Raw genomic sequence first — 25,871 nt, forward strand, 5'->3', positions numbered from 1 at the left:
ACCCCCCACAAACAGGAAGTGTTATTAGCCATGAGTCTTGCAGATCAAGTATTGGCGGTGAATGACGATTTGCCGATCCGTACCGATAAACCTGTCCATTCCGGCAAAGTGCGCAGCGTCTACTGGTTGACCCCCGAAGACAGTGCCCGGCTCATAAAAGAGAAAGGCTATGATGTGCCGGCCGATGCGCCCCTCGCCCTCATGGTGATCAGTGATCGCATCTCGGCCTTCGATTGCATCTGGCAAGGTGTGGATGGCCTGAACGGCGTACCGGGCAAAGGGGCGGCGCTCAATGCCATCTCCAGCCACTGGTTCAAGCTGTTCAAGGAGAAGGGACTGGCCGACAGCCACATTCTGGATATTCCGCACCCCTTCGTCTGGGTCGTGCAAAAAGCCCGTCCGGTGATGATCGAGGCGATTGCCCGCCAGTACATCACCGGCTCCATGTGGCGTGCCTACAAGGATGGCGAGCGCGAGTTCTGCGGCATCACCCTGCCGGAAGGGCTCCAAAAGGATCAAAAGCTGCCGGAAATCCTCATCACCCCGTCTACCAAGGGCGTGCTGAAAGGGCTGGATGGCGTGCCGGAAGCCGATGACGTCAACGTCTCCCGTGCCGATATCGAGCGCCACTATAAAGGCTTCAACTTCAGCAAACCGGCCGACATCGACCGCTACGAAGTGCTGCTCAAAGAGGGCTTCAACGTCATCAGCGACGCGCTGGCCGGGCTGGATCAGATCTTCGTCGATACCAAGTTCGAGTTTGGTTACGTCCACGATGCCGCCGGCAACGAGAAGCTGATCTACATGGATGAAGTGGGCACCCCCGACAGCTCCCGTATCTGGGATGGCGCGGCCCTGCGCGACGGTCAGATTGTCGAGAAGTCCAAAGAGGGTTTCCGTCAGTGGCTGCTCAACCACTTCCCGGATCCGGACATCCTGCTCAACAAGAACCGCATGCCGGAACGTTTTGCCCTGGCCCGCGACAACAAGCTGCCGACCGAAGTGATGATGGATATCTCCAACACCTATGTCGGGATCGCCGAGAAGATCATCGGCCACAAGCTGGCGCGTTCTGCCAATCCCAAGCAGGAGATCATCGAGGTGCTGCGCGATCAGTACGGTCTGATCGACTAAGGGTTGCGCTCTTTTTTGTCGCCTAGAAACAAACGTTTGCTGGCGGCGATGGAGAGAGGCAGAGAAACAGACGGGCCCCGCTATGGGGCCCGTTTTTATTGCTGGTCTGGCGGCAAGCGAGCGGCGATCAGCCGTTGACCCTGAACACCTGACCTGTCTGGATGCCCAGCACCGACTTCTTGTAAGCCTGCGCTACCTTGGCGGCGGGCACCGGCACGAAGCCCGGGAAGAAGTCGGCGTATTTGTCCATCGACTCCGCCAGCACGGTGGGGCTCACCACGTTGATGCGAAGGCCTCTGGGTAGCTCGCAGGCGGCCGCTTTCACAAAGTGATCGATGGCGCCGTTGACGGTGCTGGCGCTCACGCCCCAGTTGATCGGCTCCTCGCTCAGAATACCGCTGATCAAAGTGATGGAGCCCTTGTCAGTCAGATAGGGAATGGCGGCGCGGGTCAGGTTGATCTGGCCCATCAGCTTGCTCTCCAGTCCCACCTGCCACTGCTCGTCGGTCATCTCGGTCAGGCCGTTGAAGGCCACGCTGCCGCTGGCGACAACCAGTGCATCAAACTGGCCCACTTGGGCAAACAGCGCCTTGATGGAGGCGGGATCGCGCATGTCGACCGTGGCATCGCCACGGCTGTGGCCGACCCGGATCACCTGATGATCTTTGGCAAGCAGTTCACTGACCGCGGAGCCGACGGTGCCGGAGGCACCCACAATCACAATTTTCATCTGCATCACTCCTGGTTGGGATGTATCGATTCTAGCGCAACAGAAAATGCGAAAAAGCGCGTAAAATAAACCCATTGTTTCCATATTGGAGCTAATGATGGATATCGCCCATCTGGCCAGCTTTTATGAGGTGGTGCTGCGCGGCAGTTTCTCGGCTGCGGCCGATACGCTGGGGGTCAGCAAGGGGATGCTGAGTCGCCACGTCAGCGCGCTGGAGTCCTCACTCAATGCGCAACTGTTGCAGCGCACCACCCGCCGCCTCAGTCTGACCGAGGCGGGCAAGACCCTCTACCAGCAGGCGGGGGAGATCTTCGCGCTGGCTCGGCAGGCGGAGCAGGATATTCAGGCGCTGACCGAAGAGGATGGCGGTCGCCTGCGCTTTACCTGCCCGGTCAGTACCGGCGACCGCATGGTGAGCGAACTGCTGACCAGCTTTGCCACGCTCTGCCCGGGAGTGGAGGTGGAACTCAATTTCACCAACCAGATGGTCGACATGAGTCAGGGAGAAAACGACATCGCCCTGCGCGCCATGAGCGAGGTGCCGGACAATCTGGTGGCCCTGCCGCTGGGGCGGCTCAAGGATGTGGTGGTGGCCAGCCCCGCGCTGGTGGCGCGAGAGGGGCGTCCAGCCACTCCCTATGAGCTGAGCGGGCGCAGCTGCCTGTTGCAGGGGCACAATCCGGCCTGGGAGCAGTGGCACTTTATCCGTGAGGGGGAAGAGGCCCACATTCTGGTGCAGGGCAAGGTGCGGGCCAACCACTACAGCACAGTGCTACAGCTGGCGCGCGCCGGTATGGGCTATGCCAAGTGCCCGCTGATGCTGGTGGAATCGCAGCTGATGGCAGGAGAGCTGGTGACCGTGCTCGACGAGTGGCAGAGCGGGCTGCATCAGCTTCATGTGCTGCATGCCCAGCAGCGGCGGGTGCCGCGCAAGATCAGGCTGTTCAAGCAGGTACTGGCCCAGTGGTTTGCCGAGCGACCCCACTACCTGCTCTGAGCGGCGTTATTTTTCTGTCATCTTTGGTTGCTACCCTGCGCCCATCATCGGCATCAGGAAGATCTGCGGGAATGAAGAGTAATAGAGGGTTGACCGGGTTTGTGCTGCTCTGTGCAGTGTTGGGGGCTGGCAGTGCGCAGGCCATGGTGGAAGTGAAGGTGCCGGAGAATTTCCGCATCCTCGCGGTGAGCAACGGCACCTTGCAAGATGAGCAGCATGCCACCCTGGCGGATGGCGAACAGCAACTGCTGGTGCGCTTCGAGGGGGTGATTCCCAGTCGCAGCAGCAGCGAGAATGATCGGCAGGTACGCTCCGAGCCGCAGGTGGTGCGCTATCAGGGCAGCAAGCAGCATTTGCAGTTGACGGCCAGCGTGCCGGGAGACGAGCGGGGGATGCAGGCGTATGCCAAGGCTCCTGTGGTGACGTTGCAGGAGAATGGCCACGCGCTTGCTATCCAGCAGGATGTGCTGGTGACCAGCGGCATGCTGCTTGGGGTGGATTGGAGCGGCAAACTGGCTGAATACAACCGCAGCGGCGGCAAGGCAGCGCTGACAGCCGTCGCTGTGACTACACAACCAACGGCTACGCTCTCCGGTGGGGCGCAACCCGTTGTGGCTGCCAGCGAGCTGGAAGGGCAGTTGCAGCAGTTGTTCCTCCAGGCCGATCCGGCCCTGCGCAAGCGCTTTATCGGTTGGGCGGTCCCACAGCTTTAAGTTTTCTGCCCGTTGCAGTAACGTGGACACTCCTTTTTTCAGGCGCTCTGTTCATCGTACTCAACGAGGTTTTCATGTTTGAATTGCATTCACGCCTGCAGGCAGATACCCGGTGGCTCGGGGATCTGCCCCTCTGCCGTGTCTTGCTGGCCAAAGACAGCCAGTATCCCTGGCTGATCCTGGTACCGCGAGTTACCAACCTGCGGGAAATTCACCATCTGGCGCCGGAGCAGCAGCAACAGCTGATGCAGGAGTCCTGCGCTGTCGCCAACCTGATGGAACAGGCCCTCAGCCCGGACAAGATCAACATCGGCGCGCTCGGCAATCTGGTACCGCAACTCCATCTTCACCATGTCGCCCGCTTTGCGACGGATCGCGCCTGGCCAGGTCCCATATGGGGCGCTCATCCGGTCGTGCCTTACGAGCCACAAGTTTTGGCGCAGCAGGCCGATATATGGCGTGCCCGGCTCGCCAAGCTGAGCGGTTTCACCCCTGTGGCTGCTGATAACGGAGTCAACTGAGAGGCGTGTCGCTATTTCAGTCTCCGGGCCGCGCCATCTGTTAGAGTTATGGTATAGATAAGCCCATTTTCGATGTTCAGGAAGGTCCCATGATAGTGACAAGATCCGATGACGATGCCGTATTGACCACAGAGGATGTGCTGCTCAGCCTGTGCAACTCGGTGACGGACGTTTTGAGTGCCGCGACCATGAGTCAGGTGCGGTTTTCCGGCATGGTGCAGCGGATCAGCAAGACCTGCCTAAAACCGGATATCGGCTGCTTCGTGCTGTTCGATGGCGGTTTTTCCGGTCTGGTGGTGATCAACTTCTCCGCCGCCGCCGCCATGGAGCTGTACGAGAGTTACATGCTCAGCATGGGACTCTCCAAGGAGGATCTCGCCATCTCCCACACCTCTGACGAGGTGAGCAACGTGATGGGCGAGCTGATGAACCAGATCGTCGGCAGCTTCACCGTCAAGGTGGGCCGCGATCTGCAGACTCACATCACCCAGAACCAGCCGAAGATGCTGGCCCTCAACAAGCAGGTGATGCTGAGCGTCGATACCAATCTCGACAGCCCGGAGTCCCGCCGCGTCACCTTCTTCACCGCTCGCAACAACATCTTCTATCTGGAGCTGGCGATGGACAAGACCGAGTTCATCCGCATCCACAATGAGGGGATGGAGCACGAGGAGCTGGATCCCGATGCGCTGATCGCCCAGGCCAAGCAGGATGCCGCCAAGCCGGCTCAGGCTGCGGCCCCGGTTGCCAACGATCACGACGATCTGCTCGACTCTCTGGGTATCTGAGGCAAACGCCGGATAGCAACAAGGCCACCTTCGGGTGGCCTTGTTGTATCGGTGCGTACAACAGTCGTTAGAAGTTGTAGAGCAGGCCGGTGTTGAACATCACGGATTCGGAGTCGTAGAAGTTGATGTCGGAATCGGACTTGGCATAGCCAGCGGTAAAGGTTGCGGAGAGCGGAGCAATACCGAACAGGCGGTGCCAGAAGAAGGTGCCGGTCAGGGCAAACTCGTCGGAGTCGGCGTTTTGGCCAAAGATCGGGTTGGCCTCATCATATTTGGTCTGGCCCAGATAGGCGTTGCTGACGAAAGACCACTGGGAAGCGCGCATGCCGTAGGTCAACTGCAGGCCGTTGCTCTTGTAGCTTTGGGCGCTGCCATCCAGATCGGCTTGGCGGTAGATAAAGGCTGGCTCCAGCATCTGACCGGGTGCCAGCTGCCATTTGTAGGAGAGGTCGAGGGCGTGGATCTTGCCGTTGCGATCCAGCTTGGCGGCAGTATCGGCGCCGTACTGACTGCCGCTACGCTCCTCATCCACCTCGATGTTGCGGGTGGTCAGGCTGCCATTGAAGTTGCTCCCCCAGATGCTGTCCCAGGCGAAGCGAACCCCTTTTGACTTGATATCGGTCGACTGGCGATCAACGCCTACGGCGAAGGGATCGCTCCACTGCTCGGTCGGCATGGCATTAAAGACCACGGAGCCAGCTACGATGCCCTTGTCGCTCATCTCCTGACGGATACCGAGCTGCTGGGTGAAGTCGAAACGGATGGCATCCTGGATCAGGTTACCGAGGAAGACCTGGGTGCGGGTATCGGCAAAGGTGTAGCGGATATCTGCGTTGAGCAGCGGGGCAACGGCGGAGCTGCTCTCGGCACTGCCCAGTCCGCTCAGGCGGCGGTTTTCATCATCACCACTATAAAAATTCGATTCGTAATTGATGACACTGACCCCGCCAAGCAGGAAACCGGACCAGCCAGACTCCTTGGGAATTTCACCCAAATCAGCATAAGCACTATTTGCGACCAACAGGCCCAGGCCCAGCAAGGTGGTGTTGCGCATCGGATAACTCCTAAATTAAATGGTGGTGAATTTTTTCGGCCGGTGAGTATAAAGAAAAAACCTTAATGGCAACTGACTCAATATTGCCAATTATCCTAACCCACTCATTTCATTCGGCGAATCGTTAATTAATTGTGCGAGATTAAGAAGAGTTCACTCGGTTGTGCTGGTATTCTGTACCGCGAATATCGGGGGAAAACAATAAGATGAAACAGATTAAATCCTGGGCGCAATATTATGTCGATCTGATGACCAAGCTGGGACTGGTGCGCTTTAGCATGTTCCTGGCGGCGGGCATTATCGTGCTGGCGGTCGCCATCCAGATGGGGGTGACCCTGTTCCTGCGCGGCAATATCGATGTGATCGACTTCGTTCGCTCGGTGTTTTTTGGCCTGCTTGTGACCCCCTGGGCGGTCTATTTTCTCTCCATCGTGGTGGATCAGCTGGAGGATTCCCGTCAGCGACTGAGCCGGATGGTGCGCAAGCTGCAAGATATGCGCGAGCGGGATCTGGAGCTCAATACCCAGCTGCAGGAGAACATTAGCCGCCTCAACGCCCAGATCGCCGAGACCAACCGGGCCGAGAGCCTGCGCCTTCAGGCCATCGAGGATCTCGAGAACGAGGTGTTCCAGCGGGAGAAAGCCCAGCTCCATCTGGGGGAGCGCACCGCGCTGCTGCGCTCCTTTATCGACTGCTCACCCGATCTGGTCTACTACCGCAACGAGGATGAGCAGTTCTCCGGTTGCAACCGCGCCATGGAGGAGCTGACCGGCAAGGTGGAGGCCGAGCTGATCGGTCTGACCCCGTTCGATGTCTACAAGCAGGAGATCGCCAACAAGGTGGTGGAGACCGACAAGCAGGTCTTTGCCAGCAACGAGCCGCTCACCTACGAGCAGTGGCTGGAGTATCCCGATGGCCGCAAGGCCTACTTCGAGCTGCGCAAGGTGCCCTTCTTCGACCGCTTCGGTAAGCGACTCGGCTTGCTCGGTTTTGGCCGCGACATCACCGAGCGCAAGCAGTATCAGGACAAGCTGGAGAAGGCGAGCCGCGACAAGACTACCTTCATCTCCACCATCAGCCACGAGTTGCGCACCCCGCTCAACGGCATTGTGGGCTTAAGCCGGATGCTGATGGATACTCCCCTCGATCCCAAGCAACACCAGCAGCTCAAGACCATTCACCTGAGTGCGGTGACCCTTGGCAATATCTTCAACGACATCATCGACTTGGACAAACTGGATCGCCGTCGTCTCGAAATTGCGCCGACCCGTATCGACCTGCCCGCCTTCCTCGACGAGCTGGAGACCCTGTCGCGCATTCAGGCGGAGCAGAAGGGGCTCTATCTCCATTTCGATCGGGATGGTGACATGCCGCAATTCGTGATGGCTGACGGCACCCGCCTGCGTCAGGTGCTGTGGAATCTGGTGGGCAACGCGGTCAAGTTTACCGATGAGGGGGGCGTCACCGTGCGTTGTCTCTCCCATCCCGCCGATGAGCCGGGCAAGCTGGCCCTGCACTTCGAGGTGGAGGATACCGGTATTGGTATCCCACGCGCCCAGCAGGAGAAGATCTTCGCCATGTACTATCAGGTGCAGGGCAAGAAACACGCTACCGGTACCGGCATTGGCCTCGCGGTCTCCCGTCAGCTGGTGCAGGCCATGGGCGGCCAGCTCTACGTGGACAGCGATCCGGGCGAAGGCTCCTGCTTCACCGCCGAGCTGGAGGTAGCTTGCGCCGAGCCTGTGTTGCCAGAGCAGGAGGAGGAGATGCCCTCCCTCGATATCCTGCTGGTGGAGGATGTGGAGCTTAACGTGACGGTGGCCTGCGCCCTGCTGGGCAAGCTGGGTCATCAGGTGCAGGTGGCACGGGACGGCACCCAGGCGTTGGCGATGGCCAACCCGGATGATTTCGACCTCATTTTGCTCGATATCCAGCTGCCGGACATGACCGGCTTCGATGTGGCGAAAACCCTGCTGGAGCGTTATGGCGACAGCCTGCCACCCATGGTGGCACTCACCGCCAACTCTACCGGCGATCGCCAGTACTACCGGGATCACGGCATGCAGGATGTGATTAACAAGCCGCTTGGCTCCAAAGCAGTGCGGGAGGTGATTGGTCACCTGTTTGCCGATCTGGCCGAGGATGAAGCGGATGAGCAGGCGGATGCGGGCAATCAGGATGCCCTGCTGGATATCCCCTTCCTCACCGATTACGCCGATACCGTGGGCAAGCCGGTGCTGCTCTCCAGCGTCGAGTTGTTCGAGAAGATGATGCCGGACTACATGGCAGTGCTCGACTCCAACATGATTGCCAAGGATCAAGCGGGGGTGGTGGAAGAGGCGCACAAGATAAAAGGGGCGGCAGGCTCCATCGGCCTGCGCCGTCTGCAGCAGACGGCCCAGCTGATCCAGAGCCCGGATCATCCCGCCTGGTGGGAAAACGTGGAAGACTGGATTGAGACGCTGCGCCGGGAATATCCGGGCGATATCGCCCGGCTGCGGCGCTGGTTGCTGTCTTGAGGCTGGATGTTGTCTTGAGTCTGATGGAAGTTGCTGGCAAGGAGCTGCAAGATGTATAGCCGTTTGATTACCCCCGCGCGCATCCACTCCTGGGGGGATGAGGAGCTGCTGGAGGCGACCGAGCAGGATCGCGCCCGTATCGTGCAGGCGGCGCCAGTGCGTCGGCTGCAGCAGAAGACCCAGGTCTTTCCGCTCGATGTGAAGGCCTCGGTGCGCAGTCGCCTCACCCACTCGCTGGAGGTACAGGATACTGGCCGCCAGATCAGTCGCCGCATTCTGGCTGCCTTGCCTGCAGGTATGGTCTGTGAAGGGGCCTTTATCAATCTGGTGGAGATGTCCTGCCTGCTTCATGACGTGGGCAACCCGCCGTTTGGCCACTTTGGCGAGCAGGTGATGAGCCAGTGGCTCGGCGAGATGCTCGATCCCCTTTATCAGCAGGCGCTGGCGCAGACACCCTCGGCCCAGTGGGCTGAATTGCGTCAGGACCTGCAACTGTTTGATGGCAACGCCCAGAGTCTGCGGCTGGTGCACAGCCTGCACGAGCTTAACCTGACGCTCGGGCAGCTGGCGGCACTCTGCAAATACCCGCAGCAGCCGCAACCCGGCGTGAGCTATGGCCAGCATCATGGCTGGAGCAGCAAGCGGGGCATCTTCTTTAGCGAGCAGCCGCTCTACCGGGCCCTCGGTCAGAGCTTGGGTCTGGCCCCCGGCTGCCGTCATCCGCTGGTTTACATCATGGAGGCGGCCGATGACATCTCCTACTGCATCGCCGATCTGGAAGATGCGGTAGATCGGCGGATCCTGACTCAGGGTGAACTGCTGGCGGCGCTGCGAGCTGCTGACCAGAGTGACTACATGGGCACCTTGCTGGATGAGGCGCTTGCCAGTGGTCGGGGCTTTTTTCCCCATTTTCGCCAGCAACTGACCCGGGATCTGGTGGCGCTGGCGGCGCAGAGCTATGTCAGCGAACATCAGGCCATTTTACAGGGGTCATACCTGCAAGCGCTGCTGCACGGTCAGGCGCCGGCGGCGCGGGTGCTCGATATCCTCAAGCGGGTGGCCCGTGAGCTGGTCTTTATGCGCCCCGAGGTGGAAGCGCTCGAGCTGGAGGGGTATGCGGCGCTGCGCGGGGTGCTGACCAGTTATGCCTGTCTGTTGGCGCTGCCAGCGCCACAGTTTGCTCGCCTGTTGGCCGGGGAGGGGAGTCAGGCGCTGTTCTTTGCGCGCCGCCTCTATCACCGTCTCTCGGCCCGCCATCTCAAGGCCTATCGATTGGCGATCGCCACCCCGGATCAGCGCTTTGCCTGCCAGAACGAGCAGGAGTGGTATTACCGGGTGCGGCTGCTGCTCGATTATGTCAGCGGCATGACGGATACCTACGTGCTGGAGGAGTACCGGCTACTCTCGGGGATCTGATGCCCCAAGCTCCCCTTCGGGCAGCATAAAATGCCGTAAAAACGTTTAAAAAGGAGTCGCAAGAGGCTTGTTTTAAATTCGGATATTTTTTAGACTTTTGCAACCTGTTCAACTTTTACCCGGTAAGGAGACGAATATGCAACATCAGATGCTCAATATTGCATTCTCTCGCGGCACTGCGTGCGGCGTGAAATCTCGTGCTCTTTTACCGCGTGGCGTAAACAGGTAACCCCTGTCTTTTTATCACCCGCGGTTCGTCCCGCAGGGTGATATCCACTTTCTCCGGGAGAACCGCATGTTCAACTGGAGAATGTCATGTCTATCGAACTGGTTTTACTGCGCAGTGTTGAATCCCTGGTCCAGAGAAGGATTGCCCGAGTCGAGCGTCGTCTCGTGCAGGTCAATCTGTCGCCCGCCCTGCTCAGGGATATCGGGCTGGAAGGATATCAGGGTCAAATTGCCCTCGTTCGCGAGCGGGAGTATCAAACCGGCTTCCGCCTCGGGAATCGAATAACCTGATCGCGAAGGGGAGAATAAGATCCCCCTCGCTAGTGAAATGGCAGGCTGCATGCCTGCCATTTTTCCATCTTATGGTTTATTCCAGGTTCACATGTTGGTGACTCAGTATTATCCTCTCTGCCCTCTTTGTAACAGCTGCGATTGTTTTCTCGCCTTGCGTCGTCAGGATCTGCAAGATTAGAGGTGGCAGCCCTATCTGTTTTACTCATCAGGACAAGATCTTATGCCACTCCTTCGTCAGCTTTTTCTTCCCATTTTGCTGTTGTTTTCGGGCATGTTGGCTGTTGCGGCTCCCCAACCGCAAGATGAGAGCACAAGTAACGAGATTTCTGCACAAAAGGAGCTGCTGGTTGGGGTTCCCCGTGGCGGCTATCTCCCTTTCATCTATCAACTCCCCAACCAGCGTTATGCCGGTCCGCTCAAGGAGCTGGCCTCGCGCATTGCAGCCGAAATGGGCGTGTCATTGCGTTATATCCCCTACAACTCCTACGTGGATGCCCAGATTGCTCTCCAAGGCGGCCAGATCGATGCATTAATCGGGGTCGAACGTAATGCTCTTGAATTGAAGGGGATAAACCCTATTGGCAGTATCGGTTCTTATGCTCGCTCCATTTTAATGCATACCCCGGATCAGCGATTGACCCTGGAGCAGGCGCGCAAGTTACGCTGGGTCTGTATTCGCGGGTTTGGCAGTTGCACTGAGTTGGATCGTTTGGGGATCTCTGGTGTAACTGAGCTTGAGAGCCGTGACGAGGCGACCTATATGGTCAAGCTGGGCGCTGTCGATGCATATCTTGATTTGGAACCCATTGTTTCCCTTAAGATGGAGAGAATGCCTGCATCAATGGGGGTTGTCGCTCCTGGGTGGCTTTCTGGCAGCACGCTGACGATGGCGACCAGCTCCCGCCAGCCAGAGCTGAGCGAGAAGCTTTGGCAGGCATATCAACGGATACCCGTTGCAGACTCACGATTACGGTTGCATCAGAAAAATGAACGCGCCAACGCTGGTCTGTTGCTGGAACCAGATGAGGCTAGTTGGCTGAAGCAGAGAAACAGGGTCATCAAGTTCGCCGTTGCCCCCGGATTTGCCGGCATCAGCGAAATCGATGACGAAGGTGAATTGCATGGCTATACGGCAGACCTGATGAAGTTATTGAGTCTGCGCTCCGGGATCCGCTTTGAGCTGGCGTCGACAAATACCTGGCAGGAGTCACTTAAACTGCTGAAAGAGCACAAAGTGGACCTTATTCCCTTGATGACACCGCTCAAGGATCGTCAGTCCTTTGCCTCTTTTACCTCCTCCTATCTGAAGTTCGACAGCTATGTCGTAGCCAGACACGGTGCTCGCCCGCTGAAGTCGCTGGTCGAGCTGAAAGGGCGTCTGATTGGTGGTGTGACGGGTTCTTACGAAGCCTCTCTCATTCACGCGCTGGGCGCCAATATTATCGAAGTAGGCAAAGATGCCGATTTACTGACCTTGCTTGATACTGGGCGAGCCGAATATGTGCTGTTGACCATGACCAATCTGGGACAGCAGGCGATGAAGGGTTTCAATGATAAGTATCAGGTAGTGCTGAGCTCCCCCGAATTTTCCGTACCTATCAGTATGGCCGTCGATAATGCTCAGCCCGAGTTGCTCCACATCATGGACAAGTTGCTGCTGACCATCACAGATGAGGAGTGGCAACTGCTGGAACGACGCTGGCTCAATGTGTCGGTCAATATCGAGTCTGATTACACCCTGATTTACAAATGGTTGGCCATAGGGGGGGGCGCCTTGCTCGTCAGCGGTTTGTTGGTGATGTTCTGGGCTCGCAGTTTGCGTCGCCAGATTGCGCAGCGGAAAATCGCAGAGGACAAGCTGAATGAACAGTTGCTGTTTGTGCAGACCTTACTCAACTCACTGCCAACCATGGTGGCGCTACGTGATAGCGAGCAGCGGATCACCTTGTGCAATCAGGCCTATCGCGATGCTTTCCTCGGTGCTGGCAGTAGCAGTGAGGAGCTGCAAAACATGCCCGAGACACTCAGAAACAGTGTGTTGGAAGAAGAGCGTTTGGTGTGGCAGACCGGACAGGATCTGGAGGGGGCAGGCAGTAACCTGCGAGCTGATGGTACGCCCTGCCATGTTATCTATGCCAAACGCCCTTATCGCGATCCCGATGGCAATATGCTAGGGGTGTTGACAGTACTGACCGATGTCAGCCGGATCAAGGAGGCGGAGGAGCGCGCCCGTCAGGCTGAAAATCGCCTTACCCAGATTACCGACAGCATGCCTGGGGTGGTCTATCAGTATTTGTGGCAAGGGCCGGGCAAGGGGCGCTTTCTTTATGCCTCTCAGGGGGCCAACGAGATTCTGGGGGTATCTCACCAGGATTTATTTAACGCTGAATCGGGTGGTGAGGTATTTGGCTTTACCGAACAGGCCCTGCAGGAGTTTGTCAGCAAGGTGGCCAACCATGCCGAGACCCTGGCCCCCCTCGATCTGGAGGTCAGGGTGGAGCGGCTTGATGGAGATCGCTATCTGCAAGTGCGTGGCAACTTTGTCAGACAGGAGCAGCAGGCACTGATCCTTAACGGTGTGATTCAGGACATCACTGCCCTCAAGCAACAGGAATATGAGTTGCGTGAAGCTCGCGCCTATGCCGAGCAGGCGATGCAGGCTCGCAGCCGCTTTTTGGCAACCATGAGCCATGAACTACGAACACCCATTTCAGGCATGCATGGCATGCTCGAATTGCTGCAAATGAGCGAGCTCAACGACGACCAGCGTTTTATGGTGCGCAATGTGGTCACCTCGACCAACAACCTGCTCTATCTGGTCAATGACATCCTCGATTTCTCCAAGATAGAAGCGGGTCAGTTGCAGTTGAATTACCAGAGCAGCCGTTTGCAAACGGTGATCTGCGATGCCATTCGTGGCCATGCGGCACTGGCTCATAACAAGGGGCTCAACGTGATACTGGAGTGGGAGCATCATGTGCCGGATTGGGCCGACATCGATGGGGTGCGTATTGGTCAGGTCATCTCCAACCTGCTCAACAATGCGGTGAAGTTTACCGAACAAGGGGGGATTACGATTCGGGTCAGCTACCTGAGCGAGCAACTGACCATCAGTGTCAGTGACACCGGTATCGGGATCGCCGAAGAGAAGCAGGCGCTGCTGTTCACGCCTTTTGAGCAGGTGGAGTCAGATATCAACCGTCGTTTTGGTGGCACCGGACTGGGGTTGGCAATCTGTGAGCAGCTGGTATGCAAAATGGGGGGGGCACTGACACTGACCAGCAAGGCAGGAGAGGGCTCCAGCTTCCGCTTCACCGTGCCGCTAACCAATCCGCAGTGGGAGCCCCCTGCTCTGGCTGACACAGAATGGTGGTTTTTCAGCGATGACACCAACCTCGAAGCGGCCATGGTACGGCAGGGGGCCAAGCTCAGGTACTTGGGGGCCAATGAGCTCAGTCGCTCACTGGAAGGGTTGCTGTTGGCCGATCAACGGTGGCTTGAGCAAGCGCTTGGGGGGGAATGGCAAAGCTGGCTGCAACACTCTGCGCTGAAGGGGATCATAGCGTCACCCGATGAGGCGTTACGGGGTCGGATTGGTGAACAGAAATGGTGGCGCCTGGGTCTATCCCCTCTCTATCCGGATCTTCTGCTGGAGAGCTGCCACGAATTGCTACAGGAGCGGGTCACACCAATCCTCCCTGCGCTTGCAGAGAAGCTGGGTGGCAAAGTATTGGTGGCTGATGATCATCCAGTCAATCGTGCCTTGCTGGCACGGCAGTTGGCCATTCTTGGTATCGAGGCTCAGGTTGTGGAAGATGGCGAGAAGGCTCTGCGGGCCTGGCAGGGACAGCAATTCTCTCTGCTGCTGACTGATTGCCATATGCCGGTGATGGATGGTTATGCTCTGACCAAGGCGCTGCGGGCTGCGGGAGTGACGGCCCCCATCATAGGGGTAACGGCAGATACGTCGGAAGAGGCGAGTGCTCGTATGGTAGAGGCAGGCATGAGTGACATGTTACTGAAGCCCTACCCGCTGGATATCTTGCGCCAGATGCTGGCCCATTGGCTGGCAGAGAGGACGCCAACCAGAAGCGCGGTTGCGCCCGTTGTTGGGGCTACAGGCATGCAGGCTGAGCGCTGGTTGGTGCTGTTTGGTGACGAGCTGACCGCGCGAGCCATGGCGGTGGAGTATCTCGATTCCAACCGGCAGGATGGCGAGGCCATGATGGCAGCACTGATTTGTCATGATGCCAGCGCTTTGGTAGAGACAGCCCACCGGATCAAGGGGGCTGCCCGAATGGTCGGGTTGGAGGAGCTTGCCAGCCAGGCTGCCATGCTGGAATCGGCAGCGCGATTGAAGCGGCTCGACGAGCTCGACGATCTGGTCAGCACAGTGCAGAGGTTGATGACGGCGATTGCCCACGACATTGGATTATGGCTCGATGAAAAAAGCACAACATGAGTTGGTCATCATGGTCGTGGAAGACCATGGATTTCAGCGCAAGGCGCTGCTGCACCAGATCCGCAGCCTGGGTTACCAGAATCTGCTGGAAGCGGTTGATGGTATCGAGGCGTTGGCGCTTAGCCAGCAACACAACGTCGATATCCTGTTTTGCGATCTGCGAATGCCCGGAATGGATGGCATGGCGCTGTTGCGCCGTCTGTCGCTGGGTGGTTTTCAGGGCGGCATTATCCTCTCCAGCGCGCTTGAGGGGGATGTGGTCGAAGCCGTATTGCGTATGAGTACCGCTTATGGCCTGCAGGTGCTCGGTCGCATAGAGAAACCCTCAACGCCGCAGCAGCTCCAGCGGCTTATCCAGGCTTGGTCACCCCGGCAGGAACCCCTCAGGGAGGAAGAGGGGCACAGAATAGGACTCGATGAGTTGCGTCGGGCGATCGAACAAGATCAACTGCTGCCCTGGTATCAGCCCAAGGTGAGTTTTGCATCCGGCGAGTGGGTCGGGATGGAGGCGTTGGCCCGCTGGCAACACCCCGAGTTTGGCCTGATCCCGCCCGGGCGTTTTATTTCACTGGCGGAGCACAACGGGCTTATCGATCCGTTGACCGAGGTGATCATCAGCAAATCTCTGAGTGATGGCCATTTATGGGAGGAAACCGGGTTGTCACTCAATCTGTCGATGAACCTCTCCACCACCTCACTCATTGAAGGGGATCTTTGCAACTTATTGATTGATCAGTGCAAGCGCTGGAGTATCAATCCTGAGCTCATCACTCTGGAGGTGACCGAGAGCGCATTCGTGCAGGATCTGGGCAAGTCTCTGGAGGTGCTGACCCGGCTAAGGATGCATGGTTTTGGCCTCTCCATCGATGATTTTGGTACCGGCTACTCCTCGATGCAGCAGCTGGCACTGTTGCCGTTCACCGAACTCAAGCTGGATCGCTCCTTTGTCGATCGCTGCCATGCCGATCCGTCACGTTTGGCTATTATCGAGTCCAGTATCGAGTTAGCCCGCAAGCTGGGGCTGAAGTCGGTGGCGGAAGGGGTAGAGGATGAGGCAACCTGGCGAGTGCTGGCCCAGCTAGGTTGCGACCTTTGTCAGGGATTTTTCTCTGCCCGCCCGATGCCGCGCAGTGAATTGGCTAATTGGCACCGGACTTGGCAAGATAGATTGCCTACACTGATATCTATCTGATTCTGTTGGCTGGATCCCTCCGTTTGAACAAGGATGTTCATGAAAATCTCAAGCAAGTTGCTGCTCAGCTTCGGTTTTATCAACCTGCTGATCCTGCTCTCCTCCACGCTGGTCTATTACCGGCTGACCCAGATCAATCAGGCCCAACACACCCTGCTGGAGCAGGCGCTGCCCGCCCTGCAGCGGGATGAAACGAGCCAGAAAGCGCTGGTTGCCACCGTTTCCGCCTTGCGTGGCTATCTTATCCTCGGCAAGGATCCGGCTCAGGCCTCCCGCCTCAAGCAGGAGTGGGAGTCGGCCTGGCAGGCCATCGCCCATCAGGCGTTCAGCCCGGCGCTCGCCAAGTCTCTCGAGACCTTCAAAAGCCATCAGGAGAAGGTGTGGACCATCGCCCAGAGCGAAGAGAATCTGCCCGCTCACACCCTGATGTTGCAGGAGGCGGGGCCGTTGGCGGAGGCGGCGCTCGATCAGTTGCAATCCTTTGCCAATGAAGAAGTTGGCACTCCGCAGGATCAACTCTCCGGCGATCGCCGCATGCTGCTCAAACAGGTGGGAGATGCCTATAACAGCCTCGCCAACGCCCTCTCTGCCCTGAGGGATTTTCTTATCTCAGGCGATCCCGAATACCGCAGCAAATATCAGGATTACTACCAGTTTCATCAGCAGCGGGTGGCTGAGGTTAAGCAGCAAGCCGCGCTCTTTACCGACACCCAACAGAGCCTCTGGCAGCTGTTTGAAGAGATGGCGACCCCTTTCTCCGAGCTGGTGGGACAGGTGATCGAGAAGCGCCAGGCACCGGATTGGGATCAGGCAAACTACCTGATGGGCACCGACATCGAGCCGATGCAGTCCAGCCTCAGCGAGCAGCTGGTCCAGCAGGTGGGGAAAACCCGTGCCGAGGTGGATCAGATTTCGGCGCAGATGACCGGAGCCGGGAGGGCTATCAACCAGACACTGCTGTTGGCTACCGGCAGCGCCATCGTGCTTGGCATGGTGGTCGCCTGGTTCTTTAGTCGCCGTCTGACCCGTGACATTGCCTGTCTGGTGAACCGGGCGGGGCAGGTTGCAGATGGTCGGCTGGCGGCCGAGCCCTTGCCAATCACAGGGCAGGATGAGTTGGGAGAATTGACAGGCTCCATCAACCGGATGTCTGCCCAGTTACATCATCTGGTCGGGGAGTTGCAGGGCGCAGTGGGGCAGGTCGAGGTGGCCTGTCTCGATGTGGGCAGCACTACTAGAGCCATAGTGGCGGATCTTACGGAGCAGGATCAGCGGGTCGATGCGGTGGCGGCGGCTATCGATCAGATGTCAGTGAGTGCTCGTGATGTGGCTGGCAACATTGCCGGTGTGGCGGATGGAGCCCATCAGGTGCGGCAGCAGACCCGTCAGGGAGAGGCCGCGCTGGCGCGAATGAGCGATACCATGCAGCAGATTGCCGCCATGATTGGACAGGCCAACGAAGCCATGGGGCTGCTGGAGCATCAGAGTGAACAAGTGGGGCAGATCACCGAGGTGATCGCCACCATTGCGGAGCAGACCAATCTGCTGGCCCTCAATGCGGCGATAGAAGCGGCGCGGGCAGGCGAGCAGGGGCGCGGTTTTGCGGTAGTGGCCGACGAGGTGCGCCAGCTGGCGACCCGCACCCATCAATCAACTGCCGAGATCAGCCAGACTATTGCGGCCATCTCCCAGCAGACTCGCCAGACGGTGAGCACCGTCAGCAGCGGTACCCGGTTGGTGGAGCAAGGGCGGGATGCAGTCGGATTGGTGACAGATACCCTGAGTGCCATGAACCAGCTGGTACAGTCGCTGTCGGGACAGCTGGAGGCCATTTCGGTGGCAACCGAGCAGCAGTCGCGGGTGGCCGCCGAGGTATCCGGGACGGTCGACGACATTGCCGCGCTCAGTCGGCAATCCTGTCAGCGTAGTCAGCAGGGGGAGGAGATCGTAGCCAGACTGGCTGGCGATACCGGCAAGCTGAAGGCGGTCATCGCCCGTTTTGATCTGGATGCGTGAGATGGCGGGGTCATCCCGCCATTGCTATTGCCATGCACCGGGCCGCCTGGCCCGTGGGCTTAGTCCAGACGTCGGAAGGTGTGGTTGTCGAAGCTGCTGGTGGTCTCCCGGTTGAGCAGGCTGACCAGCAAAATCGCCCGTTTCTCTCCATCCGGCTCCATATAGATGGCTTCGAAGCCGGCAAGCGGCCCCTCTTCAATCAGCACCTTGTCGCCCGAGCAGGGCAGGTTAGCGTAGCTGGCTCTCGCCTCATCGCTGTCATCGCGACTCATCAGCTGATAGACCAGCTTGCTGCTGATGGGGGTCCATTCACTGCCAAAGTGGATGATCCGGCTGATGCCGCGGGTCGATTTCAGGGTGACCGGTGTCACCTCTTCCAAATCAACGAAGATAAACAGATAGTTGGGGAACATGGGTTCCCGTACCGGAACTCGCTTGCCCCGGCGCAGCTTCTCGATCTCCACCATGGGGTAATAGGATTCGATACCCTGGGCATCGAGGTGGGCGCGGGCGCGGGCCTCTTCTTTTGGCTTGCAGTAGGCCAGATACCATTTTTTCATGTTATGAGTATGTTCGTGTTGCCGTGCTCGCGGATATGATAGCGGCGCCAATAAAAAAGGCCACGCATTGCGTGGCCTTTTTTGCCGAGTGAGCAATTACCAACCTTTTACCAGGCCGCCTTTGAACAGCTCGAGACCTTTCTTGTAGACATCATCGGTCTGGAAAGCTTGTACGAACTGTTTGACCTTCTCGTCATCCTTGTTGTTGTCGCGGGCGACGATCAGGTTGACGTAGGGGGACTCTTTGTCCTCAACAAACAGGCCGTTCTCGGTCGGGGTCAGACCAATCTGACCGGCGAAGGTGTTGTTGATGATGGCTAAGTCCACGTCTTCCAGCGAGCGCGGCAGTTGGGCTGCTTCCAGCTCGACAATCTTGAAGTTGCGCGGGTTGCTGGCGATATCCAGCACGGTGGCTTCCAGACCGGCGCCATCCTTCAGGGTGATCAGACCCTGTTTGGCCAGCAGGATCAGGGAGCGGCCCAGGTTGGTCGGATCGTTCGGTACCGCGATCTGGGCGCCATCTTGCAGCTCGCTCAGCGCCTTGATCTTCTTGGAGTAACCGGCGATCGGGTAGACAAAGGTGTTGCCAACCGGAATCAGCTTGAAGCCGCGATCACGCACTTGTGCATCCAGATAGGGTTTGTGCTGGAAAGCGTTGACGTCGATGCTGCCATCGTTCAGCGCCACGTTCGGGGTGACGTAGTCGGAGAAGTTGACCACCTCGACTGTCAGACCGTATTTCTCTTTGGCTACCTTGGCAGCCACTTCAACCAGTTCGGTCTCCGGGCCAGCAATAGCGCCCACTTTCAGAACCTTGCTCTCTTCTTTTTGACCGCAACCGGCCAGAACCAGACCAGCCAGCAGGGCAGCCGCAACGGATTTGATGCCAAATTTCATAAAACCTCCTGTCAGAAATCGACGATTAACGATGATCACATTTGTTGACCAGGCGCTCACCCGCGCTCTGGATAAGTTGAACCAGTACTACCAGGATAACCACGGTCACCAGCATGACGGTCGGGTCAAAGCGCTGATAACCATAACGAATACCCACATCCCCCAGACCACCGCCACCGATGGCCCCGGCCATGGCCGAGTAGTTCACCAGCGTGACGAGGGTAATGGTGACACTGTTGAGGATGCCGGGCAGAGCCTCGGGCAGCAGCACCTTGGTGATAATTTGCAGCGGCTTGGCGCCCATCGCCTTGGCCGCTTCCAGCAGGCCGTCCGGCACCTCCATCAGGGCCCCTTCCACCAGACGGGCAATGAAAGGGATGCAACCGACGGTCAGCGGCACGATGGCGGCGATGGTGCCGATACTGGTGCCGACAATCAGCCGGGTTAGCGGAATGATGGCGACCAGCAGGATGATAAAGGGCACCGAGCGACCCACGTTGACCACCATGCCCAGAGTACGGTTGAGCAAGGGGTTGGCCAGGATCTGGCCCGCCTTGGTCACGTGCAGTGCCACGCCGAGCGGCAGACCCAGCAGGCAGCCGAACAGAGCGGAGGCAAACACCATGATCAGGGTGTCGCCCAGGGCCGTGATGAGCAGATTAATCATGGCTTCGGACATAACCCATTACCTCCAGCTGAATGTGGTTGTCGATGAGAAACTGCTGGGTCGCCTCGCACTGGGCTTCATCCCCGAACAGCTCGGCCAGCAGGAAACCGAATTTGACGCCACCTGCGTATTCGATGTCTGCGCTCAGTATGCTGATGTCGATGTTGAAACGGCGGCTCGCCTCGGAGATCAGCGGCGTATCAACCGTGCTGCCGGTAAAGCCGAGCTTCACCAGCGGGTAGCTGCCTGGCACCCGCTCCGCACTCATCCGATCCTGATACTCCTGCGGTACTTCCAGGTGGATGGTGGAGTGGATGAAATCCCGCGCCAGCTGGGTCTTGGCATTGCTGAAGAACCAGGCCACTTCGCCCTGTTCGATCAGACGGCCGTCGCTGATGATGGCCACTTCGTCACAGATCCCCTTCACCACATCCATCTCGTGGGTAATGAGCAGGATGGTGAGCCCCAGCTTGACGTTGATCTCCTTGAGCAGGGTCAGGATCGAGCGGGTGGTCTGCGGGTCGAGGGCCGAGGTGGCCTCGTCACACAGCAGTACCTTGGGGGCCGGTGCCAGTGCGCGGGCAATGGCGACCCGCTGTTTCTGACCGCCGGAAAGCTCGGACGGATAGGCATGGGCACGGGCTTCCAGCCCGACCAGCGCCAGCAGTTCGGCAACCCGTTGCTGGATCTTCTCTTTGCTCCAGCCTGCCAGCTCCAGCGGAAAGGCGATGTTGGCAAACACGGTGCGGGAGGCAAGCAGGTTGAAGTGCTGGAAAATCATCCCGATCTGGCGGCGAGCCTGGGTCAGATCCCGTTCGCTCAGGGCGACCAGATCCTGGCCATCTACAATCACCTGGCCCTCTGTCGGGCGCTCCAGCAGGTTGACACAACGAATGAGGGTACTCTTGCCGGCACCGGAGGCACCGATCACCCCGAAAATTTTGCCTTGGGGTACATGCAGACTCACATCACGCAGGGCGTGCACGGCGTCACTGCCTGTACCGTAGACTTTGTTGAGACCGATCAACTTAATCATGGATTCTTCCGTGCTAACAGCCTTAAAGCACAGGGCGCTACAGGCGGGGAAATTGGGCAGAGGTTCCACTGGGTTACTCTGTCATCATGGAGGATGATGCTAAGATGTCTGGATGGCCATGTCAACGCATGTTTTTACGTCTAGACGTCTAAAAAAGTGATAAGGATTTCTGTCAGGCGGATAACGATAAGGATGGTATTGTCGCTCTGCCACATCCTGTTTCGTCCCTGCGGCAGATAACCGAATTAAAGATGGTTTATATCGGGTATATGCTGGTTTTATTAGTGTGCCAGCCCGTTCCTGTCCATATCGGCCATCGAGCCTGATACTCCTCCATCGTTACACAAATTGCTGCACAAATCGTTCCCTATTCGTGACAGGCTCACCTGGCTGCCACTTTGTCGGCGTCAACCTTGATGCAGCGCAAGGGGGGCTCGGATAGGGATTGGGTCGGTGGCGCCGTTTTTTTATACTGATGACGTCGACAAGCATGGAGGGCAGTGCGATGAGATTCCAACAGATCAAAGAGTTGCTGCACTATCTTGAACAGGTTCATCACCAGCTCGGGCTCTGTTACGGGCGTTTGACCAGTCAGGTGGACAACGAACGGAGCCGGATGTTGCTGGTCTATCTGCAAGGGCGTGAGGATGCGGCCAGTGCCCATCTGCACGAATATGCCGCTCAGCTGGGAGAGGCGGTCAGGGAGACCTGGCTGAACCAGAGTTTCAGCGAGGACATGCTGCCTGCCATTACCCGCTTCGAGCTGCCGGCATCAGTCCAGACCCAGAATATCGTCACTCAGGTATGCCGCTGGGAAGAGCAGCTGGTGCGCGAGCTGAGCCATCTGGCACGGGAGTGCCCGACACCGGCCACCACCGCTTTGCTCGAGAATCTGGCCGGGCTGGAGCAGACCCGCCTGACCCGACTGGTGCACGGAGTGCACCGACTCGACGACATGTAACGGGTGATAAGCACCAAACACGCAAGATGACCGCAAAACAAAAGGGCCCGGCAGCAGTGCCGGGCCCTTTCCATTGGTATCTGCTGACTTGCAGTGAGCGTCGGTCAGCCCTGCTGCTCGGCCGCGTAGAGAGCGGCCCCGATAATGCCCGCCTGATTGAGGCTGGCCGCCGGAATGAGCGGTGCTCGGGTCTCGATGCGATCGACAAACTTATCCAGCTTGGCTGCGCTGCCGCCCCCCAGAATGAAGAGGTCGGGGGAGAAGAGAAACTCGAGGCGGGCCAGATACTTGTTGAAGCGCTTGCCCCAGCGGTTCCAGGAGAGATCCTCCCGTTTGCGCGCCGCATCGGAGCAGTAGTGCTCGGCGACCATTCCTTCCAGCATCAGATGGCCCAGCTCGGTGTTGGGCAGCAGATGGCCGTTGACGAAGATGGCGGTGCCGATGCCGGTGCCGACCGTGATGAGGATGATGACCCCCTTGCGATCCTTGCCGGCGCCAAAGCGCATCTCGGCCAGACCGGCGGCATCGGCATCGTTCAGCACATAGCAGGGCTTGCCGGTGACATCGGCAAACAGATGCTCGGCGTCGGTTTCGATCCAGCTCTTGTCGATGTTGGCGGCACTCTTGGCAACCCCGTTGTGGATGGTGGCGGGAAAGCCACAGCCCACTGGCCCTTTCCAGTCGAAGTGTTCGACCAGTGCCTTGAGGGTATGGGCGATGGCGGCTGGGGTAGCCGGTTGCGGTGTGGCAATGCGATGGCGCTCGCCAATCAATTCGCCGGTTTTGGTATCGACCAGACAGCCCTTGATCCCTGAGCCTCCAATATCCACTCCCAACATATGCATCTGTGTTGTCCTTGTTGTGTGCCGACCAGTTTGCAGTGACCATGCTGTTATGGGCACTGCAGGTCGGCAGAGCATGAAAAAAGTGCTGCAATCCGGCAAGGGGCAGATCACTTATGCGTGATCCGACAGACCTTTTTCGATGCAGCGGATCAGCAAACGGGTCTTCTTGTTCTCTTCATCCTGACGCCGGGCAAGGGTGGCCAGCGCCCATTCGATATGTTCGGCCACCATGGGCTCGGCGGTGGTCAGCCCCAGTTGCAGGGCCGCGATCACCTCGGGGGTCGCCGGGCCATTGCCAAGGGCGACTGCCAGATTGCGGCGCCAGCGCTGGTAACCGATGCGGCGGATCGGGCTCCCTTCGGTCTGCTTGAGAAACTCGCTCTCGCTCCAGCACCACAGCGCCAGCAGGGGCGGGCGGTGCAGGCTGGGGCGGGGGCTAAAATCGGGTTCCGGGCTGGCATCGGCATAGCGATTCCAGGGGCAGATAAGCTGGCAGTCGTCGCAGCCGTAGATGCGGTTGCCCATCAGGGGGCGAAACTCTTCCGGAATAGGGCCGTCATTCTCGATGGTGAGATAGGAGATGCAGCGGCGGCCATCTACTACATAGGGGGCGACAATGGCGCCGGTCGGGCAGATGTTGATGCAGGCGACACACTTGCCGCACTGCTCCTTCTCCACTGGCTGGTCGAGCGGCAGCGGCAGGTTGAGCAACAGCTCACCGAGAAAGAAGAAGGAGCCAGCCGATTCGTTGAGCAGCAGTGAGTGTTTGCCAACCCAGCCGAGGCCCGCCTTGGCCGCCAGTGGCCGCTCGAGGATGGGGGCGGAGTCAACGAAGGGGCGCCACTCACCCAAGGTCTCTTCAGTGCCTTGAAACAGCTCGGCGCAGCGCGCTTCGATGCGATCACCCAGCTGTTTGAGCCGGTTGCGCAGCACTTTGTGGTAGTCGCGACCGAGAGCATAGCGGCTTATATAGCCCAGAGTCGGATCGCGCAGGGTGGCAGCAAAGCCCGCTTCGAACGGCAGGTAGTTCATCCGCACCGACAACACCCGCACCGTGCCCGGCAGCAGCTCGTGGGCGCGCGCGCGCATCATGCCGTGGCGTGCCATGTAATCCATGCTGCCGTGATAGCCCGCATCCAGCCAGGCCTGCAATCTCGGCTCTTCGATACGCAGGTCGGTGTCGGTGATGCCCGCCTGGTCAAAACCTAGCTCCCGTGCCCAGAGCTTGATATCTTGGGCCAGCTGGTGGAAGTCAGGTGCGCTCATGCGGCTTGGCCTGGCCGGAGTTTGCTGGCGTGGGTCGATTGATAAGAGGCGGGAGCCGTCATGGTAGAGATCATCAGGGGCGCGTTGGGCACAAAAGAGGGGGGCAGTTTACCACAGGGGTTGTGGCAGACTGAACAGATCCGCGCACTGGAGCGCAACTGGGCCGCGCGTGAGGGGCAACCTCTCTATGCCCTGATGGAGCGAGCCGGTGCCGCGCTGCGTACTTATGCCACCCTGCATTGGCCCGACAGTCGCTGCTGGTGGATTTTCGTCGGCCCCGGTAATAACGGCGGTGATGGCTATGTGCTGGCCCGCCTTGCCCGCCAGATTGGCATCGAGGTGGTGGTGATTGCCGCCAGGGCACCCGACCAGCTGAAGGGGGATGCCAGACGGGCCGCCGATGAGTGGCTGGCGGCCGGTGGCCGGGTCTGGCTGGCCGAGCAATTTGATAAGGACCAGCACTCCACCCCGGATCTGGTGGTCGATGCCCTGCTTGGCACCGGCGTCAACACCTCCCTCTCGCCACTACTGACAAAGATCGTCGCAACAATCAATGGCTTGGCTGTGCCCGTGCTGGCGGTGGATCTCCCCTCCGGCCTCAACGGCGATACCGGCCGTGCCATGGGGGCCGTGGTGCAGGCCACTCGCACCCTCACCTTTATCGGTATCAAGCAGGGGATGCTCACCGGCGATGGGGTGGATTGCGTCGGCCAGCTCGACTGTGATCCCCTTGGCGTCACGCCTGATGACACTATGCTGCCCGCCGCCTGGCGTATCGATTATCCGCAGCTGAGCACGCAACTGACCCCGCGCCAGCGCGCTTCCCACAAGGGCTCTTATGGCAAGGTGCTGCTGGTGGGGGGCAATCGCGGCATGCAGGGGGCCATCGTGCTGGCGGCCCGCGCCTGCCTGCGGGCGGGGGCCGGGCTGGTGCGGGTGTGTCAGCATCCGGCTCATCCACCGGTCAGCCTCTATCAACCCGAACTGATGAGTCTCACTACCGCTGATGACGAGGGGTGGGCGTCGGTGCGGGTCATCGGCCCCGGGCTCGGTCAGGATGAGTGGGGACGCGCGCAAATCGCCCGTTATCTCACCGAACGGCTGCCACTGGTTTTGGACGCCGATGGATTGAATTGGCTGGCGCAATCTCCCCGCCATCAGGATAATTGGGTGCTCACGCCCCATCCCGGTGAAGCTGCGCGCCTGCTGGGATGCACCATTGCCGAGATTGAAACCGACCGGTTTGCCGCCGTGCAGGCGCTGCAGCGGCGTTATGGCGGTGTGGTGTTGTTAAAAGGGGCGGGAACACTTATTTATGACGGCGAGCGGGTCGCTCTCTGTTGTGAAGGCAATCCCGGCATGGCAAGTGGCGGGATGGGCGATCTGTTATCTGGTATAATCGCCGCCCTTTTGGCCCAGGGCTGGTCTGCCACCATGGCAAGCTGGCTGGGCGCCGTGATCCACGGCGAGGCTGCAGATCAGGCCGCCGCTGACGGCGAGCGGGGCATGCTGGCGTCAGATCTGCTGCCGCTGATCCGCAAACTGGTTAATCCCGACACCATTACAAGTTAAAAA

General features: G+C 58.9%; 21 protein-coding genes. 13 read left to right on the top strand and 8 right to left on the bottom strand.

Annotated elements, in window-relative coordinates; all coding sequences use genetic code 11:
* Positions 1 to 30 precede the first annotated feature (30 nt).
* Entirely contained in the window at positions 31 to 1,134 is a 1,104-nt protein-coding gene (locus AB5Z02_RS08425) for a phosphoribosylaminoimidazolesuccinocarboxamide synthase (RefSeq protein WP_368215851.1), read from the top strand.
* A 127-nt stretch (positions 1,135 to 1,261) separates the two neighbouring features.
* On the opposite strand, the gene AB5Z02_RS08430 is transcribed toward AB5Z02_RS08425, so the two are convergent.
* Positions 1,262 to 1,864: a short chain dehydrogenase gene (locus AB5Z02_RS08430; protein WP_021231956.1), complete on the bottom strand. Its 603-nt coding sequence runs from the start codon at positions 1,862 to 1,864 to the stop codon at positions 1,262 to 1,264.
* Positions 1,865 to 1,961: 97 nt separating this feature from the next.
* Between AB5Z02_RS08430 and AB5Z02_RS08435 the strand changes: the two genes are divergently transcribed.
* The 4 genes from AB5Z02_RS08435 to AB5Z02_RS08450 all read left to right on the top strand — a co-directional run bounded on the left by AB5Z02_RS08435 (position 1,962) and on the right by AB5Z02_RS08450 (position 4,883).
* The gene (locus AB5Z02_RS08435) at positions 1,962 to 2,861 is read left to right on the top strand and encodes a LysR family transcriptional regulator (RefSeq protein ID WP_139747924.1); all 900 of its coding nucleotides are present in this window, start codon (positions 1,962 to 1,964) and stop codon (positions 2,859 to 2,861) included.
* Between the two features lie 71 nt (positions 2,862 to 2,932).
* Positions 2,933 to 3,574, top strand: coding sequence for a DUF2057 domain-containing protein (locus AB5Z02_RS08440; protein WP_368215852.1), 642 nt, complete (start codon positions 2,933 to 2,935; stop codon positions 3,572 to 3,574).
* 74 nt (positions 3,575 to 3,648) lie between these two features.
* A complete protein-coding gene (locus AB5Z02_RS08445) occupies positions 3,649 to 4,095 on the top strand; it encodes an HIT domain-containing protein (RefSeq protein WP_368215853.1) in 447 nt (148 codons plus the stop codon).
* An 89-nt stretch (positions 4,096 to 4,184) separates the two neighbouring features.
* Positions 4,185 to 4,883 carry a DUF3334 family protein gene (locus AB5Z02_RS08450; protein ID WP_005339098.1) on the top strand — a complete coding sequence of 233 codons (699 nt, stop codon included), beginning with the start codon at positions 4,185 to 4,187 and terminating at the stop codon, positions 4,881 to 4,883.
* A gap of 67 nt (positions 4,884 to 4,950) precedes the next feature.
* Here the strand turns inward: AB5Z02_RS08450 and AB5Z02_RS08455 are convergent, their stop codons facing one another.
* Positions 4,951 to 5,937, bottom strand: a complete 987-nt coding sequence (locus AB5Z02_RS08455; RefSeq protein ID WP_019446216.1) for a DUF2860 family protein — start codon at positions 5,935 to 5,937, stop codon at positions 4,951 to 4,953.
* 206 nt (positions 5,938 to 6,143) lie between these two features.
* Here AB5Z02_RS08455 and arcB point away from each other — a divergent pair, with 206 nt between their 5' ends.
* The 6 genes from arcB to AB5Z02_RS08485 all read left to right on the top strand — a co-directional run bounded on the left by arcB (position 6,144) and on the right by AB5Z02_RS08485 (position 18,064).
* The gene (gene arcB, locus AB5Z02_RS08460) at positions 6,144 to 8,456 is read left to right on the top strand and encodes an aerobic respiration two-component sensor histidine kinase ArcB (RefSeq protein ID WP_064338729.1); all 2,313 of its coding nucleotides are present in this window, start codon (positions 6,144 to 6,146) and stop codon (positions 8,454 to 8,456) included.
* Positions 8,457 to 8,507: 51 nt separating this feature from the next.
* Positions 8,508 to 9,872 (top strand): dGTPase, encoded by a 1,365-nt coding sequence (dgt, locus tag AB5Z02_RS08465; protein ID WP_368215854.1) that lies wholly within the window; start codon positions 8,508 to 8,510, stop codon positions 9,870 to 9,872.
* 315 nt (positions 9,873 to 10,187) lie between these two features.
* Complete coding sequence (locus AB5Z02_RS08470) at positions 10,188 to 10,391, top strand: hypothetical protein (protein WP_005349248.1); 204 nt, start codon at positions 10,188 to 10,190, stop codon at positions 10,389 to 10,391.
* Positions 10,392 to 10,614: 223 nt separating this feature from the next.
* On the top strand, positions 10,615 to 14,856 hold the full coding sequence (locus tag AB5Z02_RS08475) for a transporter substrate-binding domain-containing protein (RefSeq protein ID WP_368215855.1): 4,242 nt from the start codon (positions 10,615 to 10,617) through the stop codon (positions 14,854 to 14,856).
* Positions 14,837 to 16,048: an EAL domain-containing protein gene (locus AB5Z02_RS08480; RefSeq protein WP_110303436.1), complete on the top strand. Its 1,212-nt coding sequence runs from the start codon at positions 14,837 to 14,839 to the stop codon at positions 16,046 to 16,048. The genes AB5Z02_RS08475 and AB5Z02_RS08480 overlap by 20 nt, the downstream gene beginning before the upstream one ends.
* Positions 16,049 to 16,087: 39 nt before the next feature.
* On the top strand, positions 16,088 to 18,064 hold the full coding sequence (locus AB5Z02_RS08485; protein ID WP_368215856.1) for a methyl-accepting chemotaxis protein: 1,977 nt from the start codon (positions 16,088 to 16,090) through the stop codon (positions 18,062 to 18,064).
* Between the two features lie 59 nt (positions 18,065 to 18,123).
* Here AB5Z02_RS08485 and rfaH read toward each other — a convergent pair whose 3' ends face one another.
* From rfaH to metN, 4 genes are all read right to left on the bottom strand, one after another.
* Positions 18,124 to 18,624, bottom strand: coding sequence for a transcription/translation regulatory transformer protein RfaH (gene rfaH, locus AB5Z02_RS08490; RefSeq protein WP_058057235.1), 501 nt, complete (start codon positions 18,622 to 18,624; stop codon positions 18,124 to 18,126).
* 96 nt (positions 18,625 to 18,720) lie between these two features.
* Positions 18,721 to 19,521, bottom strand: coding sequence for a methionine ABC transporter substrate-binding lipoprotein MetQ (gene metQ / locus AB5Z02_RS08495; protein WP_058057236.1), 801 nt, complete (start codon positions 19,519 to 19,521; stop codon positions 18,721 to 18,723).
* A gap of 25 nt (positions 19,522 to 19,546) precedes the next feature.
* Positions 19,547 to 20,200: a methionine ABC transporter permease gene (locus tag AB5Z02_RS08500; RefSeq protein WP_005339070.1), complete on the bottom strand. Its 654-nt coding sequence runs from the start codon at positions 20,198 to 20,200 to the stop codon at positions 19,547 to 19,549.
* The gene (metN, locus tag AB5Z02_RS08505) at positions 20,181 to 21,224 is read right to left on the bottom strand and encodes a methionine ABC transporter ATP-binding protein MetN (RefSeq protein ID WP_335854508.1); all 1,044 of its coding nucleotides are present in this window, start codon (positions 21,222 to 21,224) and stop codon (positions 20,181 to 20,183) included. Before metN ends, AB5Z02_RS08500 begins: the two co-directional genes overlap by 20 nt.
* A 505-nt stretch (positions 21,225 to 21,729) precedes the next feature.
* Between metN and AB5Z02_RS08510 the strand changes: the two genes are divergently transcribed.
* Entirely contained in the window at positions 21,730 to 22,185 is a 456-nt protein-coding gene (locus tag AB5Z02_RS08510; protein ID WP_279488889.1) for a hypothetical protein, read from the top strand.
* A gap of 104 nt (positions 22,186 to 22,289) precedes the next feature.
* Here the strand turns inward: AB5Z02_RS08510 and ppgK are convergent, their stop codons facing one another.
* Complete coding sequence (gene ppgK, locus AB5Z02_RS08515; protein ID WP_005339062.1) at positions 22,290 to 23,030, bottom strand: polyphosphate--glucose phosphotransferase; 741 nt, start codon at positions 23,028 to 23,030, stop codon at positions 22,290 to 22,292.
* Positions 23,031 to 23,141: 111 nt separating this feature from the next.
* Entirely contained in the window at positions 23,142 to 24,296 is a 1,155-nt protein-coding gene (gene queG, locus AB5Z02_RS08520; protein ID WP_368215857.1) for a tRNA epoxyqueuosine(34) reductase QueG, read from the bottom strand.
* A gap of 60 nt (positions 24,297 to 24,356) precedes the next feature.
* Between queG and AB5Z02_RS08525 the strand changes: the two genes are divergently transcribed.
* Complete coding sequence (locus AB5Z02_RS08525; protein WP_368215858.1) at positions 24,357 to 25,868, top strand: NAD(P)H-hydrate dehydratase; 1,512 nt, start codon at positions 24,357 to 24,359, stop codon at positions 25,866 to 25,868.
* Positions 25,869 to 25,871 lie beyond the last annotated feature (3 nt).

This window comes from Aeromonas sp. R2-3, from assembly GCF_040908375.1.
GTDB classification, from domain to species: Bacteria; Pseudomonadota; Gammaproteobacteria; order Enterobacterales; family Aeromonadaceae; genus Aeromonas; species Aeromonas veronii.

Excerpts from the sequence above, each read along its gene's own strand:
- AB5Z02_RS08480 (WP_110303436.1), top strand. The coding sequence starts at position 14,837 with ATGAAAAAAGCACAACATGAGTTGGTCATCATGGTCGTGGAAGACCAT.
- AB5Z02_RS08440 (WP_368215852.1), top strand. The coding sequence starts at position 2,933 with ATGAAGAGTAATAGAGGGTTGACCGGGTTTGTGCTGCTCTGTGCAGTG.
- AB5Z02_RS08450 (WP_005339098.1), top strand. The coding sequence starts at position 4,185 with ATGATAGTGACAAGATCCGATGACGATGCCGTATTGACCACAGAGGAT.
- metN (WP_335854508.1), bottom strand. The coding sequence starts at position 21,224 with ATGATTAAGTTGATCGGTCTCAACAAAGTCTACGGTACAGGCAGTGAC.
- AB5Z02_RS08485 (WP_368215856.1), top strand. The coding sequence starts at position 16,088 with ATGAAAATCTCAAGCAAGTTGCTGCTCAGCTTCGGTTTTATCAACCTG.
- dgt (WP_368215854.1), top strand. The coding sequence starts at position 8,508 with ATGTATAGCCGTTTGATTACCCCCGCGCGCATCCACTCCTGGGGGGAT.
- AB5Z02_RS08470 (WP_005349248.1), top strand. The coding sequence starts at position 10,188 with ATGTCTATCGAACTGGTTTTACTGCGCAGTGTTGAATCCCTGGTCCAG.
- arcB (WP_064338729.1), top strand. The coding sequence starts at position 6,144 with ATGAAACAGATTAAATCCTGGGCGCAATATTATGTCGATCTGATGACC.
- AB5Z02_RS08510 (WP_279488889.1), top strand. The coding sequence starts at position 21,730 with ATGAGATTCCAACAGATCAAAGAGTTGCTGCACTATCTTGAACAGGTT.
- AB5Z02_RS08525 (WP_368215858.1), top strand. The coding sequence starts at position 24,357 with ATGGTAGAGATCATCAGGGGCGCGTTGGGCACAAAAGAGGGGGGCAGT.
- AB5Z02_RS08445 (WP_368215853.1), top strand. The coding sequence starts at position 3,649 with ATGTTTGAATTGCATTCACGCCTGCAGGCAGATACCCGGTGGCTCGGG.
- AB5Z02_RS08455 (WP_019446216.1), bottom strand. The coding sequence starts at position 5,937 with ATGCGCAACACCACCTTGCTGGGCCTGGGCCTGTTGGTCGCAAATAGT.
- ppgK (WP_005339062.1), bottom strand. The coding sequence starts at position 23,030 with ATGCATATGTTGGGAGTGGATATTGGAGGCTCAGGGATCAAGGGCTGT.
- AB5Z02_RS08475 (WP_368215855.1), top strand. The coding sequence starts at position 10,615 with ATGCCACTCCTTCGTCAGCTTTTTCTTCCCATTTTGCTGTTGTTTTCG.
- queG (WP_368215857.1), bottom strand. The coding sequence starts at position 24,296 with ATGAGCGCACCTGACTTCCACCAGCTGGCCCAAGATATCAAGCTCTGG.
- AB5Z02_RS08430 (WP_021231956.1), bottom strand. The coding sequence starts at position 1,864 with ATGAAAATTGTGATTGTGGGTGCCTCCGGCACCGTCGGCTCCGCGGTC.
- rfaH (WP_058057235.1), bottom strand. The coding sequence starts at position 18,624 with ATGAAAAAATGGTATCTGGCCTACTGCAAGCCAAAAGAAGAGGCCCGC.
- AB5Z02_RS08500 (WP_005339070.1), bottom strand. The coding sequence starts at position 20,200 with ATGTCCGAAGCCATGATTAATCTGCTCATCACGGCCCTGGGCGACACC.
- AB5Z02_RS08435 (WP_139747924.1), top strand. The coding sequence starts at position 1,962 with ATGGATATCGCCCATCTGGCCAGCTTTTATGAGGTGGTGCTGCGCGGC.
- metQ (WP_058057236.1), bottom strand. The coding sequence starts at position 19,521 with ATGAAATTTGGCATCAAATCCGTTGCGGCTGCCCTGCTGGCTGGTCTG.
- AB5Z02_RS08425 (WP_368215851.1), top strand. The coding sequence starts at position 31 with ATGAGTCTTGCAGATCAAGTATTGGCGGTGAATGACGATTTGCCGATC.